Source organism: Oceanidesulfovibrio marinus, assembly GCF_013085545.1.
Taxonomy (GTDB): domain Bacteria; phylum Desulfobacterota; class Desulfovibrionia; order Desulfovibrionales; family Desulfovibrionaceae; genus Oceanidesulfovibrio; species Oceanidesulfovibrio marinus.
This window is the reverse complement of the sequence record NZ_CP039543.1, coordinates 3761683-3777162: the sequence shown is the minus strand read 5'-3', so window position 1 is coordinate 3777162 and position 15480 is coordinate 3761683. Positions and strand designations below refer to the sequence as shown.

The following is a 15480-nucleotide window of genomic DNA, read 5'->3' as shown; positions in this document are numbered from 1 at the left end:
TTTGGATCGACATCAAGACACCACTTCCGCATAGCCTGTCGTGCATATGCCGGCGGCGCAGGGCGCTGCGGAAAGAACTCTCGGGAGCTTTCGACATGCGAAAAATTACCGCCTTTGTTTTCATTTTTTGCCTGCTCTTCGCGGCCACGGCACATGCCCAAGCCAAGGTCGGCGTGGTCTCTCTCACTCATGTGCTGATGCAGTCCGAGCCGGGCAAGAAGGCCAACGCCGAGCTGCGGCGGATTCTCAAGCCTGAGCGCGACAAGCTCTCGCAGGAAGAGCAGGGACTGCAGACGGAGATGGAGGAGCTCAAGAAACAGGCGGCCGTCCTTTCCCAGGACGCCAAAAAGGAAAAGCTCACCGCCTACCAGCGCAAGGTCTATGACCACTCCACCAAGATGCAGCAGTTCCAGGAGAAGATCGGCAAGGAAGAGGAACGCATCATGGGCCCCATCAAGAAGAAGCTGGTGGAGGTCATCCAGAAGTACGCCCAGGAGAACCAGTTCGACCTCATCCTCACCGACATCAACGGCGGCGTTGTCTGGGCCTCCAAGCGCATCGACATCACGCCCGACGTGCTCAAGCTGTTCAACGCCGCGTTCTAGACCGCAGCGAATATCGTCCGTGCGCCCCTGGCGCACCATATAAAAAGGCCCGTCCGGCAGAGCCGCGCACACCGCTGCGGCTCTGCCAGGCGGGCCTTCGTGCTTTACGATACGCCTAATTAAGGCTAATTTATCCCCGTTCGGTTCCTTGCCGACATATCAATACGACGATCAGACCAGACCATACATTTCATGGAGCGACAATGACCGATACCACGCAAGAAACCTCGACCGTGGGCCCGCTGCAGATCCGCAGGATTCTCGACCTTCTGCCGCACCGTTACCCGTTCCTGCTCATTGACCGTGTGTTGGGCTACGTGCCAAGGACGAGCCTCACAGCGCTGAAGAACGTGACCATGAACGAGCCGTTCTTCCAGGGTCACTTCCCGGAGAACCCGGTCATGCCCGGCGTGCTCGTGCTCGAAGCCCTGGCCCAGGCCGGCGCCCTGCTCATCAGCCTGAACCTGGAAGAGAACGACAACTCCCTGTTCATCTTTACTGGCATCGACAAGGCCCGCTTCCGCAGGCCCGTGGTGCCCGGCGACCAGCTTATCCTCAACTGCTGGGACATCCGCCACCGCCGCAACTTCTTCAAGATGACCTGCGACGCCCGCGTGGGCGACCAGGTTGTTGCCCAGGCCGGCCTCGCCGCCGCTCTGGTCTCGCCCGACGAAATCTGATTCAAACCATCGATTCAGCCATGCAGTTCGACCAACAGCATTTCAAGATACTGAAAGATATCAACGCCTTTTCCGGCATCAAGCGCTACCGTGGCATGCTGCCCGCAAAGCTGGCGATCTTCCACGATGCCGGCAAGGTGGAGGAGCTTGTGGACGAGGAGTGCGTGGAGCGCATCGTCATCACGTTCGCCTGCGGTTCGGAGCGCGTCATGCTCAAGCTCACCGAGCGCGGGCACGACCTGCTCGAAGAGCTCCTGCCCGTGTATGAAGAGGCGGCCAAAGAGGCCGACCTGGGCGAGGTCTGCTCCGAAGGCGAGGACTCCCAGGTTGTGGAGGTGAAGCGCACACCCACCTCAAGCCTCTCCAAAACCCAGTGCATCCTCCTGTCCGACGTCTACCACTACTCCAAGATCCACTCCTATGGCGGGCTCATGCCCAGCGACATCCTGGAGACATACAGCCCCAAGGACATCAGCTCCCTCTCGGGCAACGGCTATCTCATCCACGTGAAAGCCGAGGTGGGCAAGGGCAAGAAGCGCAAGGGCGTCATCCTTTCGGACAAGGCCCTGCGCCTGCTGCAGGGCTTCAACATGGTGCCGGCCAACAGCATGGTGCCGGCCTGGAGAACTCCCTGCGGCTAGTCTCCGGTTTCCCCGTTCCGCCTCGTCATGTAGTAGCCGCTCACCAGCCCGAAGCACCCGGCGATCATCATATCGCCGCCCGGCGCGGGATGCATGATGCCCGCGTATCGCCCGGCGTCCTGCCGTAGGGCCTCGTTGGCCAGCCTGCGCCTCGGCCCCATCACGCATATGTGGCCGAAGCCCACGCCGCCGCCCGGCAGCTCCACCGTGTGCACGCCGTGGCCGCCGCTTTCCAGCACCTCTTCGTTGGCGATCTCGCCCCGGCGGAACCTGTCGAGGTCGCTGGCGATGGCCTCGGGCTTCTGCATGCCGGTATGGTGCTCGTACACGCCGTAAATCCGCTGCCGGTACACGAGGAACGCCAGGAAATGGCTGTTTCCCGCATTCACAACCATCACGCCGGTCCTTTCGGAAAGCGCCGCCACCTGCGGATCGAACAGCGCGCCCAGCACGGCGGCTGCGCCGGTGTCCGCCACAGGGCCGCCGCCGATGGCGCGTTGCAGTGTCACCAGGCGGGTCAGGGATTCGGGAGCCTGCTCATAGAACAGCGAGTCCAGCCGCCCGCCATCGCATGAGAGCAGGTTGCGCCAGATCACGAACCGGCCGAGCCGGTTGCTGCCCGTGGGGTGGTAGCCGTGGTCCTGGGCCGAGGCAAGAATCATATCCGGCGGCTCCAGACCGCACATGGCCAGCAGGCCGTTCCAGTAGCCGGGCTCGTAGTCGGCGGTGTGCACCGGGATGAAACCGGCGGGCGGCGCCGTGGTTATCTCGATGCCCATGGACTCGAGCCGGACCGGATCATCGGAAAGCGCCCAGGCCGCGTCCGGGTGCGCAGCCGCCGGAAGGCCAGCCTTCAGATGGGCGGACACGCTGCGAAAAAATCCGCCGCCCATGTTCTCGCCGTGCAGATAGATGCCCTTTCCGGCCGCCGTCAGCTCCCGCACGCGCGCGGCCACGCGTTGCGCCGGCGAGGGCAGCACGAACTTGGGCAGGTTCTCCGGCTCGGCGCAGGGGCCGCCGTCCTCCGCCGTCACGTAATACAGCACGTCCACCGTGCCGCTCCCTATGTCCAGGCTCAAGATGCGTTTGGCCACAATGATTCCTCCTTGAATCAGGATATCCATCCGGCCGGAACGACGCAACTCCGGCGCTTGCCGAACAGGCTTCTTGAAGTATTCCGGGATATGGGGCAACGTGCATTTCTGGCCGCCGCAAAGGCTTTCTCCTTGCTGCCAATATGGTCAAAGACGCACCCATGAATGATGTCAAAATAATGGTCGTGGACGATGAACGCATCGTCGCCCTCGATATTCGCAGGACTCTGGAACGGCTCGGTTACTCCGTGCCCGCTGTCTGTTCGAGCGGGGAGGAGGCCGTGCGTACGACGGGTGAGGTGCGTCCGGACCTGGTGCTCATGGATATTCGCCTCCACGGCGATATGGACGGCGTGCAGGCAGCCGACGAGATCTACCGCCAGTACTCCATACCGGTCATCTTCCTCACCGCCTACTCGGACGAGGAAACCCTCCAGCGAGCCAAGCGCTCGGAGCCGTTCGGCTATCTCATCAAGCCCTTTGCCGAGCGCGAGCTCAACTCCACCATCGAGATCGCCCTCTACAAGTTCCATTCCGAGTCCAAGCTGCGCAGCGCCGTGCAGACGGCCGAGAACGCCAACCTCACCAAGAGCGCCTTTCTGGCCAACATGAGCCACGAGATCCGCACGCCCATGAACGGCATCATCGGCATGTCCGACCTGGCCCTGGATACGGATCTGGACGACGAGCAGCGCGACTACATCACCACCATCAAGCAGTCGGCCGAGACCCTGCTCGGCATCATCAACGACATCCTCGACTTCTCCAAGATCGAGGCCGGCAAGCTCCACCTGCTGGACGTGGAGTTCGAGATCAAGGAGATCATGGACCGCTCGGTCAAGGCCATCTCGACCATGGCCCGCAAGAAGGGCCTGGCCGTCAACACGCGCGTCCATCCGAACATCCCCGCCACCCTGCGCGGCGATCCGGTCCGCCTGGGCCAGGTCCTGTCCAACCTGCTCAGCAACGCCGTCAAGTTCACGGAAACAGGCTCCGTAGCCGTGGAAGCAAACCTCGTCGCCATCCCCCCCGGCCGGCGGGACGCCTCGGGCCGGAACGACGCCCTCAAGCTCATCTTCTCCGTGCGCGACACGGGCATAGGCATAGAGCCGGACCAGCAGGACAAGGTGTTCGAAAGCTATCTGCAGGCTGCCTCTACCCGCTCCTACGGCGGCACGGGCCTTGGTCTGGCCATCTCGCGCCAGCTCGTGCAGATGATGGACGGCGCGCTCTGGCTGCGCAGCCGCGTTGGATACGGCACCACCTTCTTCTTCACCGTCAGCCTCTCGCCGGCGCTTCCGCAGACGGCCGAGGCTGTTAACGGCAGCGAGGTAGACTGCGCCAAGACGTGCACCGCGCGCGTGCTCGTGGCCGACGACAACCCCGTGAGCCTCACCCTGGCCTGCCGGCTGCTCACCAACGCCGGCCACGTGGCCGCCAGCGTCTCCAACGGCGCCGAGGCCCTGGACCGCCTGACCCGCGAGCCCTTCGACCTGCTCATCACGAACATCGACATGCCCGTGATGGACGGCCAGGAGCTGCTGCGGACGATCCGCGCCGGCAAGGCCGACTCCCTGCCGGCTGATTTCCCGGTCATCGCCATGACAGCCCACGCGCTCAAGGGCGACAAGGAGCGCTTCCTCAACGCCGGCATGGACGGCTACGTGCCCAAGCCGCTCCAGAAACGCGCGCTGCTCAACGAGGTCGAGGACATTCTGGCCTCCAGATCGGAGGCGCGATCCACCCAAGCGAAGCGCGGCTAGCCCCGGGGCTCGCCCCTCCGGACGAACCTTCCTTCGATGAACAAAGCGAGCACTGCACCCTTCCGCGCCGGACGACCCGGCCAGCTTGCGCAGTTCCTCGCAGCCGACCTGGCGGACAGTGCGTTGCCCGCGGCGTTTCTGCAGGACGGCGTCGTGAACGCGTCTCCTGTGCCGGACTGCCTGCGCTACGCCGCCGGAGTCCTTGGCGCGGCGCTGGGCTGCGCTCCGGATGCCGGCTTGAAGGCGCTCCTGGAGCAGGCCGGCCAGGAGCCCAATGCCGGGACCATAGCCACGGCCCTGGAAAAACGATCCGCAGGCATCCATGCGCCGTACCGCCTTGTGGTGGAGACCGGACACGATGCCGTGTGGTTCATGATCCACACCCGCCCGGCCTTTGGCGGCGGGACCGATCTCTACGATCCGGCGTCCGCCATCGCCGTCATCGAACCGCTCGATCCGGACCAGGCTCCAGACCAGCCCGCGCAGCAGCCCAAGGCCTCCGGCCGGAACCTCGCCGTGCTGCGCGAGAAGCACCGCGTGCTCTACGACATCCTGCCCATCGGTCTGACCATCACGGACGAAGACGGCATCATCATCGAGGTGAACTCGGTTTCCGAGAAAGTTCTGGCCCATCCCGCCGAGGCCCTCATCGGCAAGTCCGTGTACGACGATTCCTGGCAGATGATCCGGCCGGACGGCAGCCCCCTGCCTCCGGATGAGTACGCCTGCGTCCGCGCCCTGCGCACCGGAGAGACGCTGCTGGGCCAGGAGGTGGGCATCATCAGGGAGAACGGCGAGGTCATCTGGCTTTCCATCTACGTCGCGCCCATCGACCTGGAAGGGTACGGCATCGCCATCATCTACGTGGACGTGACCAAGTCCCGGATCATCGAGAACAACCTGCGCAAGCGAGAGCATCGCTACCGCATGGCCGTGGAGGCCGGACATATCGGCGTCTGGGAGTGGGAGCTGAACACGGGCAACATGTACCTGGACCCCAACCTGAAGCACATGCTGGGCTACGAGGATTGGGAGATCGAATCGAACATCGACGACTGGTCCCAGCATGTCCACGCGGCCGACCAGAACGCGTTGCAGGAGAGCATCCAACAGCACCTGAGCGGGCAGACGCCGTACTTCGACTTCGAGCACCGCATGCTGCACAAGAACGGCTCCCAGGTCTGGGTGTTGGCCCGGGGCGTGGCCAGCTTCGATGCGGATGGCAACCCCGTGTCCATGACCGGCACCGACCTCGACATTACGGACCGCAAGCTGGCCGAGGAGGCCCTGGAGGTGGAGCGCAAGCGGCTCTTCTCCCTTCTGGACCGGCTGCCCGCCTTTGTCTGCCTCATCGCCACGGACAGAACCCTGCGTTTCAAGAACCGCTACTTCGTGGAACAGTTCAGCGAGGACGCCGGCCCGCCCTGCACGACAGCCTGCGCCGCTTCTTGCCCCACCTTCGAGGTCTTCGACACCCGCAGCCTGGCCGTGTGGGAGTGGACGTCGGAAAGGACAGGCCAGGTCTTCCAGATCTACGACTACCCTTTCGAAGACGTGGACGGCTCCCCCCTGGTGCTGGAGCTCGGCATCGACGTCACCGTCTCCCGCCGCGCCCAGGATGCGCTCCAGGCCAGCGAGCAGCGCTACCGCTCCATCACGGACAACCTCGCCATGGGCATCGCCATGGTGGACGAGAACTACCGCGTGGTGGCCGCCAACCCCAAGCTGCGCGAGTGGTACTCCCACGTGGACTTCGACTCCCCGCCGCCGTGCAAGGTGCTCTTCCCGTCCTGCGCCGAGGATACGCACTGCAAGAGCCCGTGCACGCGCGTCCTGGCGGAGCGCATGGAGACGGAAATTCTGGAGGATATGACCCTGGCCGGCGGTACGCGCACCATGCGCTTCAACTTCTACCCGGTCCGGCGCAACGACGGCAGCATCCGCTCGCTCATCGTCATGATCGAGGACGTGACCGACCGCCTGCGCGACCAGGCCCGCCTCCAGAGGGCGCAGAAGCTGGAGGCCATGGGCACCCTTGCCGGCGGCATCGCCCACGAGATCAACCAGCCGCTCAATGCCCTCCGGCTGTATGTCAGTGGCCTCGACATGGTCATCGACCAGCAGGAGATCATCAGCCGCGAGCTGGTCAAGGAGCGGCTCGGCCTGATCATGAACGAATGCCGGAAGATCAGCGACATCATCGTCCACATGCGCTCCCTGGTGCGGCAGGAAACCCGTGGCCTGGGCAGCGTGGACCTGAACCACGCCCTGGAGAGCGCGCTCTCGCTGGTCACGGCGCAGCTCCGTTCCCACGACATCACCCTGCGCCTGAACCTGCAGAGCGACCTGCCCAAGGTCCACGCCAACCCCGTGCAGGTGGAGCAGGTGGTCATCAACCTCGTGGTCAACGCCATGAACGCTCTGGAGTCCGTCACGCCGGCCGCAAGTAAACGTCCGGTAAAACCAGCCTCTTCAGATATGGAGCTACCTGAAAAGTTCGTGTATATACGGACGGAAAGCGAATCGGACCATGTCATTCTGAGCGTCCATGACAACGGTCCCGGCTTCAAGGGTATGGAAGACAGGCTCTTTGACCCATTTTTCACCACCAAGGACCCCGGAAAGGGCATGGGCCTTGGGTTGTCCATCGTACACACCATGGTGCGCTCCTGGGATGCCGAAATATCCGCAGGACAAAGCCCCTGGGGCGGCGCAACATTCACGGTCCGGATGCGGCCTGCCGAATAACCTTCAGAGATAAAACAACATGCGTGTACTCATCGTTGACGACAATGAAGACAGCCTGAAAAGTCTTGCGCTTGTCCTTACAGACCTGGGCCACGAGCCCGTTGCCCTGACCAACGCCGAGGACGCCCTCGCCGCGGTGGCCAAGGAGTACTTTCCGCTCATTGTCACGGATATCCGCATGCCCGGCATGGACGGGCTCGAGCTGCTCACCAAGCTGCGCTCCCAGCAGAACTCCCTCAGCTCCGACGTGGTGCTGATCACAGGCCACGGCGACAGGGACACGGCCATCGAGGCTCTTCGCAAAGGCGCCTACGACTATCTGAGCAAGCCCCTCTCGGCCCAGGAGCTCGCCGCCGTGGTGGAGCGCTGCACCGAGCACCAGGCCCTGCTGCTGGAAAACCAGTCCTGGCGGACCCAGTTCCACTCCCGGCTGGAGGAGGCTACCCAGAGCCTGCGCCAGCATCTCTCCCTGGCCCAGGAGCGGCTGCGCGACACCACCGGCATGACCGAGGTGGTGGCCGAGTCCCCTGCCATGGTCAAGCTGCTGCGCGAATGCCTCATCTACCACGAGGACCCCGAGGTCCCGGTGCTGCTGGAGGGCGAGACCGGCACGGGCAAGGAGGTCCTGGCCAGACTCATCCACTACGGCAAGGAGGGCAACGAGGACCCCTTCGTGGCCATCAACTGCTCCGCCATCCCGGCCGAGCTGTTCGAGAGCGAACTGTTCGGCCACGAGCCCGGCGCCTACACCGGCAGCGCCCGCCAGGGCGCCAAGGGCAAGCTGGAGCTGGCCGGCAAGGGCACTGTCTTCCTGGACGAAATCGCCGAGATGCCGCTGTCCATGCAGCCCAAGCTGCTGCGCGTGCTGGAGGAGCGTAGCTACTACCGCCTGGGCGGCAGCAAAGAGCACCCCTTCCGCGCCCGCGTTATCTGCGCGGCCAACCGCAAGCTCGGCCAGCTCGTGGACTCCGGCGCATTCCGCCGCGACCTCTACCACCGGCTCAAGGTCGGCCACATGGTCATTCCGCCGCTACGCGAACGGCCCCAGGACATCGACCTGTTGGCCATGCATTTTCTGCTGCGCCAGGCCGCGCGCAAAAAGAAACGCTTCCGCGAGATCCACTCCACCACGCGGGAAATCCTGCTCTCCTACAGCTGGCCCGGCAACGTACGCGAGCTGGAAAACGCCATCGAACGCGCCGTGCTCACCAGCGACGGCGAGACCCTGCTGCCCGGCCACGTCTACTTCCTCTTCAGCGAGGACCAGAACCGCCGCCGCGTTACCTTTGAGGGTGCGGAGCAGCTGGCGGACGGCGCCGTGAGCCTGCACGACATCGACAAGCTCATCCTGCCGGACGACGGCCTGGACCTCGAAGAGCTCAACCAGGCCATTATCCGCAAGACCCTGGACAAGTTCGGCGGCAACAAATCCCGCGCCGCAAAGTACCTGGGTCTGTCCCGCTACGCCCTGCACAGACGGGTGCAGAAGTAGGACTGGTCGATTTCGCGCACTTAGTGTGCGCACATGCACATTCGCACATTTTCCGCACAGCGCGCCCCAGGGCGCGCTTGTTTTATTTTTCATTCTATTCCAGACTGTTACGTGCATTTCGCAAAACATCATCGTTCTGGCACATCCTTTGTATTGTCTTGGTGACTGTACGAGGGAAGAGCAGCCATGAATGTCAAGTTTTTGCATGACAACCCCGCCGCGTTGCAGCAATGCCGCCAACAGCTGGAGCAACTCGGCATTTCCGTCAGGGCATACTCTTCCGCAGTAACGGGCATTTTCGCACTCGCGTTCGAAGGCCCGTCCGTGGCGGCCGTCGTCAGCCATTGCCCCATGCCGGGCATGCGCGGCGAAGAGCTGCTGCGACTTTGCAACCATGTGGCTCCCGGTGTACCGGTCATCCTCGTTGCGGATGACCACCGCATGGACCTTGCTTCGCAGGGAGACCTCAGCGCCGCGTTCGCCGTTATCCGAGGCGCGCTTACGGCAGAGAGTCTTGCACCGCTGCTTATGCAGGTCATGACGTTACGGCCGAGGCAGCACCCCGACTTTCTGTATGTTGTCTGAGTTTTCGGAGCCGTAACCCGGCTCCTGAGAAATCGTGCAGCACTGCTGCACCTGTTGTTGTTACCAATCCGGTGGACCCTTCCCCCCCGTCCGCCGGATTGAGCAACAAGTGGAGCGGAGGCGCATGCGCCTCCACCATGTTCGGGGAACGAGTCCCCCCACTCGATCTCCGAACGGAAGTTGCGCTGCAGCGGCATCCCCCCCATTCTGCAGCAGCGTCGCTTCCTTCCCTCTTTACGAGGGACTCTCCTCTTCCCCTCATCGGGGAATTCAAGGCGGCCGGTCCCCCCCCCGGCCGCTTCTGGAAACCAAAACGGGCGGTCCCGCACAGGAGCCGCCCGTTTTTTATTTGCGCAGGAGCCCACGCCCTGCAAACATCCGCGCGCCGGCCCTACAGCCGCGTGGCAATGCGCAGCACGGTGCGGGCGTAGAACTCGTCGTTGTTGTATCGGCGGATGACCTTCACCCGCTTTTTCTGGGAAAGCCCGCTCTTCCAGCCGGCCCGTTTGAGGAAGAATCCTACGGAGTGCACGGCGTCGGCCGGATCGTACAGGTCCACGCGGCCGTCGCCGTCGCCGTCCACGCCGCACTCCAGCGCCGTGGCGGGCATGAACTGGCACAGGCCTATGGCTCCGTAGATGGAGCCGGGCATGGACACGGGGTCGAGCTTGTTCGTCGTTGCAAAGCGGATAAGCGCTTTCAGCTGCTTGAGCGCCCAGTCCGACTTGTCGTCCATCCGCTCGGTCAGATACTTCTTCTGCTCCGGGGTGAGCGAGTCGGGCACGAACCCGCCGATGTCGTCCAGCGATCGGGCCGCAGCCATGCTCGCCAGCGCATTGAAGGCGCTCTGCACGCCCAGGTACTCACCCAGCCGCGTTTCCACCACAAGTATGGCCATGACCAGCTCCGGCGGCGTGCCGTACTGCTTCTCCACGTGTTGCAACGCGCCCTGGTACTCCACGCAGAACAGCCGGATGGCGGCCAGGCGATCCGGCGTCAGATGCACATCGTAGATCGTCCGCTTGTCGCGCCTGCCGGGCCGTTCCTGCGCGCGCGCCGGCGGCTTGTGCTTGTCGTACTTGATGCGGTAGAGGGCGCGGATCTTCTTGCCCATGTACTCGGACTTGTAGATCACGTCGCTGCGGGAAAAGAGCGCCATCACCAGCTCGTTCGAAATGCCCTCGTCAACCAGTCGCTGGGCCAGGGGCTGCCAGCGCGGCGGCACGTTGCCCGCGGCCTGCGCATGCTGCGGCGTCAGAACGAGCGTGATAAGAAGCAAGCCCGCTACGGCCGCGGCCGTCCATCCCGATCCATGTCTCGCCGTGTGCGTCACGATACGTCCTTACGTCATTAGGCTAGTGTTGATGAATGTCAGGCCCTGGCCGCAATGCAGAGGACCACGCTCTTTGCGCCGGCCTTGTCCAGCGTCCGGCAGGCCTCGCGCAGCGTGGCGCCCGTCGTCATGATGTCGTCCACCAGCAGAACCCGGCGGCCGGACACGAGCTCCTCATTCGCGATAAAGGCGCCCTTGATGTTCTTCTGCCGCGCCTTGCGGGGCAGGCTCACCTGAGGCGGCGTATCCCGCACCCGCCGCAACCCGGTTGATGCATACGCCGCGCCAATTTTCCGCGCCAGTGGCCGGGCCAGCACCGCGCTCTGGTTGAATCCCCGCATCCGCAGCCGCTTGGGGTGCAGCGGCACCGGCGCAACCACATCCACAGCCACGCCGGCTTTCTGACACGCCGCGGCCATGCAGCCGGTAATAATCGCCGCCCTGCTGAGCCGGCGGCCGTACTTGAGCTCCAGGACAAGCTCGCCCAGGGCGCTGGGGTAGACGCTGTGAAACACCACGCCGGACCATGGCGGGGGCGATTTCCGGCACGCGGCGCAACGCGATACAGGCGCGCTCTCCTCGGCAAAGATCGCGCCGCAGTCCGGACAGTACCCGCCGGTGCGCGGCTGCAGCGCCTGGCCGCACGCATCGCACAGCACGCCGCCCGATTCCGGCGCGGCGCCGCACCGCCGGCAGCGGCCGCCGAATATGCCCAGAGCATGTGCCAGGCCGAGCACGCCAGCCTGAATCCTGATCGCGGCCGCCCTCTGCATTCTCCTGCGCCTATGGTGTGGATTCCGAAAGACGCCGCGCCACGGAAGCCGCGTACTCGCGCACGGCCTGCCGGGCGTTCTCGTTGCCGGCGAGGTCCCCTCTGGCGTCGATGCCGCGCAGGGTCAAGGGGTCGGCCAGGGTCACGTTGAACGGCTCCAGGAAGTACTTCAGCGTGAGCATCGCGCCCTCGAAGAGCTTCTCCCCCTGCGGCCGGCCGGCCACGAACATGGCGAACGCCTCCCGCCGCGGCAGATTGAGCAGGGTCTCGTCCCCGTGCAGCCGGCGCATGTAGTAGGCCTGGGCCCGGTCGATGAACGCCTTGAACCCGGCAGGCACGTGGTAGAAGAAGATGGGCGAGGAAAAGAGCACCGGTCCGGAGCCCAGCAGCGGCGCGAACAGCGCATCCGCCTCGTCCTTGCCGGCCAGGGTGCAGCAGCCTTTTTCCCCGCACAGGCCGCACCCCTTGCACGGCAGCAGCGGATGCTCCCGCACCCAGAGCGCGTCCGTGGCCACGCCAGCCTCGTCCATGGCATCGCGAAACAGCTCCAGCGCCGTATCGCTGTTGCCGCCGTGGCGCGGGCTGCAGCCGTACAGGGTCAGACGGTCCATGCGCATCGCCTCCGTATGCTCAACGCTTCCTGCGATGATAGATTGCGTGCAGCAAGCCGTCGCCGGCCTCTTGCACATCGAGGTCCCAGTACGGCTCCAGGGTCAGCACGTCGTACAGCAGCTCCCGTGCGGACTGCTGGACAGTAAACGAAACAGGCTCGCTCTTGCCAAAACGGAGATACCACCCGATCTCCAGTGCAAGCCCTCAACACTTCTGCGACAGGTCGATATACGTCTGCGTCTCGGTCATGGTCGTCTCATCCATTAGAAGGAAAAATCCGTAAAGAACGGGTTGTGCCGCATCTCGTCGCCCACCGTGGTCGGATCGCCGTGGCCGGAGTAGACTACGGTCTCCGGCGGCAGGGTGAATATCTGCCCGACCACGGAGTTCTTGAGCACGTCGAGGTCACCGCCCGGGAAGTCCGTGCGGCCGATGGAGCGGTTGAACAAAAGATCGCCCACAAAAACCGCGGCCGCGTCCGGGAAGTGGAAGGACACGCTGCCCGGCGAGTGGCCCGGCGTGGGCAGCACGGCGCAGTCCAGCCCCAGGAAGGACGTTGCACCGGGCTCGATGTTTTCGTACTCGAAGAGCTCGATGGCGGGCAGGCCCATGAACCCGCCGCGGCCCAGCTCCGTCTCCAGAAGGTAGGCGTCCTTTTCATCGGCCAGGATGGGCGCGCCCGTCTCCTGGGCCAGCTTCCTGTTGCCGCCCACGTGGTCGAAGTGGAAGTGGGTGTTCAAGATGTGCGTCAGGGTGAGCCCTTCGTTCCTGAGCACGTTCAGCACGGCGGACGGATCGCCGCCCGGATCCACCACTACGGCGTCGCCGTTGCGGATAAGCAGGTAGCAGTTGGTCTGCAGCGGCCCCAGGGCAAATGTCCGAATCTGCATCACATCTTCCGATCGTCCCATCAAAACGCCTCCAGCATGTACTCGGACAGCTCGTTGCGTACGGCCTTGCCCGGCTGGTCCGGATGGCCCACGGCCAGCACGGCCTGGAGCTCGTAGCGCTCGCCGTCCACGCCGAGCACGGCGTTCACGTCCGCGGCCTGGTTGATAATCTCGCCCACCCAGACAGCGCCCAGGCCCAGGGCGTGTATGGCCAGCAGCATGTTCTCGATGCATGCGCCGGCGCTCTGGTGGTCCTTGCGCTCGTCGTAGCACGCCTCTTTGTCCAGGTAGATGCAGATAAGAATGGCGGCGCCGTTGATGAGTTGCGGGTACTTGGTGCAGTCGCTCAGGCTGCCCTGGCGCTCGTCGCCGGAGCGCAGGACCAGAAAACGGCAGGGCTGGTTGTTCTTGCCGGAGGGCGCCCAGCGGCCGGCGTCCAGAATGGTATGCACATCCTCGCGGCTCACGGGCGCGGCCGTGAACTTGCGGATGCTGCGCCGTTCGTGCAGCGCCGTGAGCACCGCGTTTTTCATTGTCTCGTCCATCGCTGTTCTCCTCGATCGCTTCGCATGCGGCATTGACCCGGTGCATGGCCACCATGCAGAGCCGCCGCACGGTATATCGAATACCTTCCGCGGCAAGCGTTATCAAGGCCGTGTTTTTTGGCGGCGGCCGTTGCCGCATGTCCCGACCTGCGTTAGTATGGAATAATCCTTCACCATTTTTTATGCGAGGACAGCCGCATGCCGTACACACTGAACCGCCGCCGCGCCCTGCAGCTTTTTGGCTGCGCCGCGGCAATCGCCGTCTCGGCCCCGCGCCGCGTCTGGGCCTTTGTCGTACAGGCCTTCCGCACGCGCACCGTGGAGCATGGCACCTTCACCTTCGATCCGGCGGCCGGAAAGGTCCGCTACGGCGACGGCCGCGAGGAGGACTACGCCCTGACCATCGGCGGCCTTGTGGACGAGCCGGTCACCCTGACCTACGCCCAGCTTCTGGCCCTGCCGCAGACCAGGCAGACCTCGGACTTCCACTGCGTGGAGGGCTGGTCCGTGTTGGACGTGCACTGGTCCGGCGTGACCTTCAAGGACCTGCTCGCCACGGTATCCCCCAAGCCCGAAGCGCGCTACGTCGTGTTCCACTCCCTGGGCGAGACCGGCTACAACAGCAGCGGAGTCGATCACTACATGGAGTCCTTCCCCATCGACTGGCTGCTGAACCGCGAGCTGGGCTATCTTTTTGCGCTGGGGCTGGATGGAGCGCCTCTGCCGCAGGACCGCGGCGCGCCGGCGCGGGTGGTCTGCCCGTATGATCTGGCCTATAAATCCATCAAGTTCGTCACGCGCATGGAGCTGACCGCCGAGAAGCAGCCCGGCTGGTGGACCCTGGCCAACCCCATCTACCCCTGGCGTGCGCCTGTGCCGGCACGCAGGCTGCGCACGGCCATGCCGCCGCGCAGCTGATCGTGTCCAAAACATTAGACGCAATCTGTCTACGTCAGTAGACACTGCTCCGGGCCGATATCCTGGTTCTTCGGATCATTCACCCGCGTGCTCACCTGCACCAGGGCCATGCCTTCGGCCGGGTACGGCCGGATGAGTTCACGCAGGGATTCCGGGTCCGCGTCCGGAGCCAGCCAACGGCCGTAGTCTTCGGGCGCCAGAATGACCGGCATGCGGTCGTGTACGTGCGCCACCAGCTCGTTGGCCTCGGTGGTCAGGATGATGGCTGAGAAGAGCTCCTCGCCGTCCTGTTTTGTCCAGTGCTCCCACAGGCCGGCCATGGCGAATGGCGAATGATCGGCCATGGTTATGGCGTACGGCTGCTTCGTACCGTCTGGGCGCTTCTCCCACTCGTAGAAGCGGTCCGCCGGGATGAGGCAGCGCCGCCGCGCAAAGGCGTTGCGGAAGGCGGGCTTGTCCGGGGCGGTCCCGCCGCGGGCGTTGATGAGCTTGTAGCCGATCTTCGGGTCGTCGGCCCAGCTCGGCACAAGCCCCCAGTGGAAGAAACGCAGCACCCGCCGGGACGGATCGTCGTCATCCAGCACGATGACCGGGATGTCCGTGCCGGGCGGGATGTTCCGCCGAATCTCGGAGCCGTGCATGTCGGCCAGTTGAAAATACTCCCAGGCCCGCCGCGGCGGGATGGAGAATCCGAATCGTCCGCACATGATTTCGCCTTGCGTTTGGTTCGATATCCTCTGGAAAACCGGCCCTCTGCACCGGGGCTTGCCCGCCGATCCAAAGCCCAGTACCTTCCGTCGCA

At 64.3% G+C, this 15480-nt stretch carries 15 protein-coding genes; 8 read left to right on the top strand and 7 right to left on the bottom strand.

Annotation, left to right across the window (positions count from 1 at the left end):
- Positions 1–95: 95 nt before the first annotated feature.
- The 3 genes from E8L03_RS16665 (at position 96) to E8L03_RS16655 (ending at position 1926) form a co-directional block, all read left to right on the top strand.
- Entirely contained in the window at positions 96–605 is a 510-nt protein-coding gene (locus E8L03_RS16665; RefSeq protein WP_144307231.1) for an OmpH/Skp family outer membrane protein, read from the top strand.
- A gap of 203 nt (positions 606–808) precedes the next feature.
- Positions 809–1285, top strand: coding sequence for a 3-hydroxyacyl-ACP dehydratase FabZ (gene fabZ / locus E8L03_RS16660; RefSeq protein WP_144307230.1), 477 nt, complete (start codon positions 809–811; stop codon positions 1283–1285).
- Positions 1286–1305: 20 nt separating this feature from the next.
- The gene (locus E8L03_RS16655) at positions 1306–1926 is read left to right on the top strand and encodes a hypothetical protein (RefSeq protein ID WP_171267972.1); all 621 of its coding nucleotides are present in this window, start codon (positions 1306–1308) and stop codon (positions 1924–1926) included.
- Here E8L03_RS16655 and E8L03_RS16650 read toward each other — a convergent pair.
- On the bottom strand, positions 1923–3020 hold the full coding sequence (locus E8L03_RS16650; RefSeq protein WP_244963551.1) for a DUF1786 domain-containing protein: 1098 nt from the start codon (positions 3018–3020) through the stop codon (positions 1923–1925). The two genes, E8L03_RS16655 and E8L03_RS16650, sit on opposite strands and share 4 nt — an antisense overlap.
- A gap of 161 nt (positions 3021–3181) precedes the next feature.
- Here E8L03_RS16650 and E8L03_RS16645 point away from each other — a divergent pair, with 161 nt between their 5' ends.
- The 4 genes from E8L03_RS16645 (at position 3182) to E8L03_RS16630 (ending at position 9608) form a co-directional block, all read left to right on the top strand.
- A complete protein-coding gene (locus tag E8L03_RS16645) occupies positions 3182–4783 on the top strand; it encodes a hybrid sensor histidine kinase/response regulator (RefSeq protein ID WP_167512646.1) in 1602 nt (533 codons plus the stop codon).
- A 36-nt stretch (positions 4784–4819) separates the two neighbouring features.
- Positions 4820–7531: a PAS domain S-box protein gene (locus E8L03_RS16640; RefSeq protein ID WP_171267970.1), complete on the top strand. Its 2712-nt coding sequence runs from the start codon at positions 4820–4822 to the stop codon at positions 7529–7531.
- 19 nt (positions 7532–7550) lie between these two features.
- The gene (locus E8L03_RS16635; protein WP_144307226.1) at positions 7551–9023 is read left to right on the top strand and encodes a sigma-54-dependent transcriptional regulator; all 1473 of its coding nucleotides are present in this window, start codon (positions 7551–7553) and stop codon (positions 9021–9023) included.
- 186 nt (positions 9024–9209) lie between these two features.
- Complete coding sequence (locus E8L03_RS16630) at positions 9210–9608, top strand: response regulator (protein ID WP_144307225.1); 399 nt, start codon at positions 9210–9212, stop codon at positions 9606–9608.
- Between the two features lie 391 nt (positions 9609–9999).
- Here the strand turns inward: E8L03_RS16630 and E8L03_RS16625 are convergent, their stop codons facing one another.
- The 5 genes from E8L03_RS16625 to E8L03_RS16605 all read right to left on the bottom strand — a co-directional run bounded on the left by E8L03_RS16625 (position 10000) and on the right by E8L03_RS16605 (position 13760).
- Positions 10000–10887: a lytic murein transglycosylase gene (locus E8L03_RS16625; protein WP_171267969.1), complete on the bottom strand. Its 888-nt coding sequence runs from the start codon at positions 10885–10887 to the stop codon at positions 10000–10002.
- Positions 10888–10979: 92 nt separating this feature from the next.
- Positions 10980–11714, bottom strand: a complete 735-nt coding sequence (locus tag E8L03_RS16620; protein ID WP_144307223.1) for a ComFC family protein — start codon at positions 11712–11714, stop codon at positions 10980–10982.
- Positions 11715–11724: 10 nt separating this feature from the next.
- The gene (locus tag E8L03_RS16615) at positions 11725–12324 is read right to left on the bottom strand and encodes a flavodoxin family protein (protein WP_144307222.1); all 600 of its coding nucleotides are present in this window, start codon (positions 12322–12324) and stop codon (positions 11725–11727) included.
- A 264-nt stretch (positions 12325–12588) separates the two neighbouring features.
- Positions 12589–13215 carry an MBL fold metallo-hydrolase gene (locus E8L03_RS16610; RefSeq protein ID WP_171268516.1) on the bottom strand — a complete coding sequence of 209 codons (627 nt, stop codon included), beginning with the start codon at positions 13213–13215 and terminating at the stop codon, positions 12589–12591.
- Positions 13216–13235: 20 nt separating this feature from the next.
- Positions 13236–13760 carry a nitroreductase family protein gene (locus E8L03_RS16605; protein ID WP_171267968.1) on the bottom strand — a complete coding sequence of 175 codons (525 nt, stop codon included), beginning with the start codon at positions 13758–13760 and terminating at the stop codon, positions 13236–13238.
- Between the two features lie 198 nt (positions 13761–13958).
- Here E8L03_RS16605 and E8L03_RS16600 point away from each other — a divergent pair, with 198 nt between their 5' ends.
- A complete protein-coding gene (locus tag E8L03_RS16600; protein ID WP_171267967.1) occupies positions 13959–14678 on the top strand; it encodes a molybdopterin-dependent oxidoreductase in 720 nt (239 codons plus the stop codon).
- A gap of 29 nt (positions 14679–14707) precedes the next feature.
- Here the strand turns inward: E8L03_RS16600 and E8L03_RS16595 are convergent, their stop codons facing one another.
- Positions 14708–15385 carry an SOS response-associated peptidase gene (locus tag E8L03_RS16595; protein ID WP_171267966.1) on the bottom strand — a complete coding sequence of 226 codons (678 nt, stop codon included), beginning with the start codon at positions 15383–15385 and terminating at the stop codon, positions 14708–14710.
- Positions 15386–15480 lie beyond the last annotated feature (95 nt).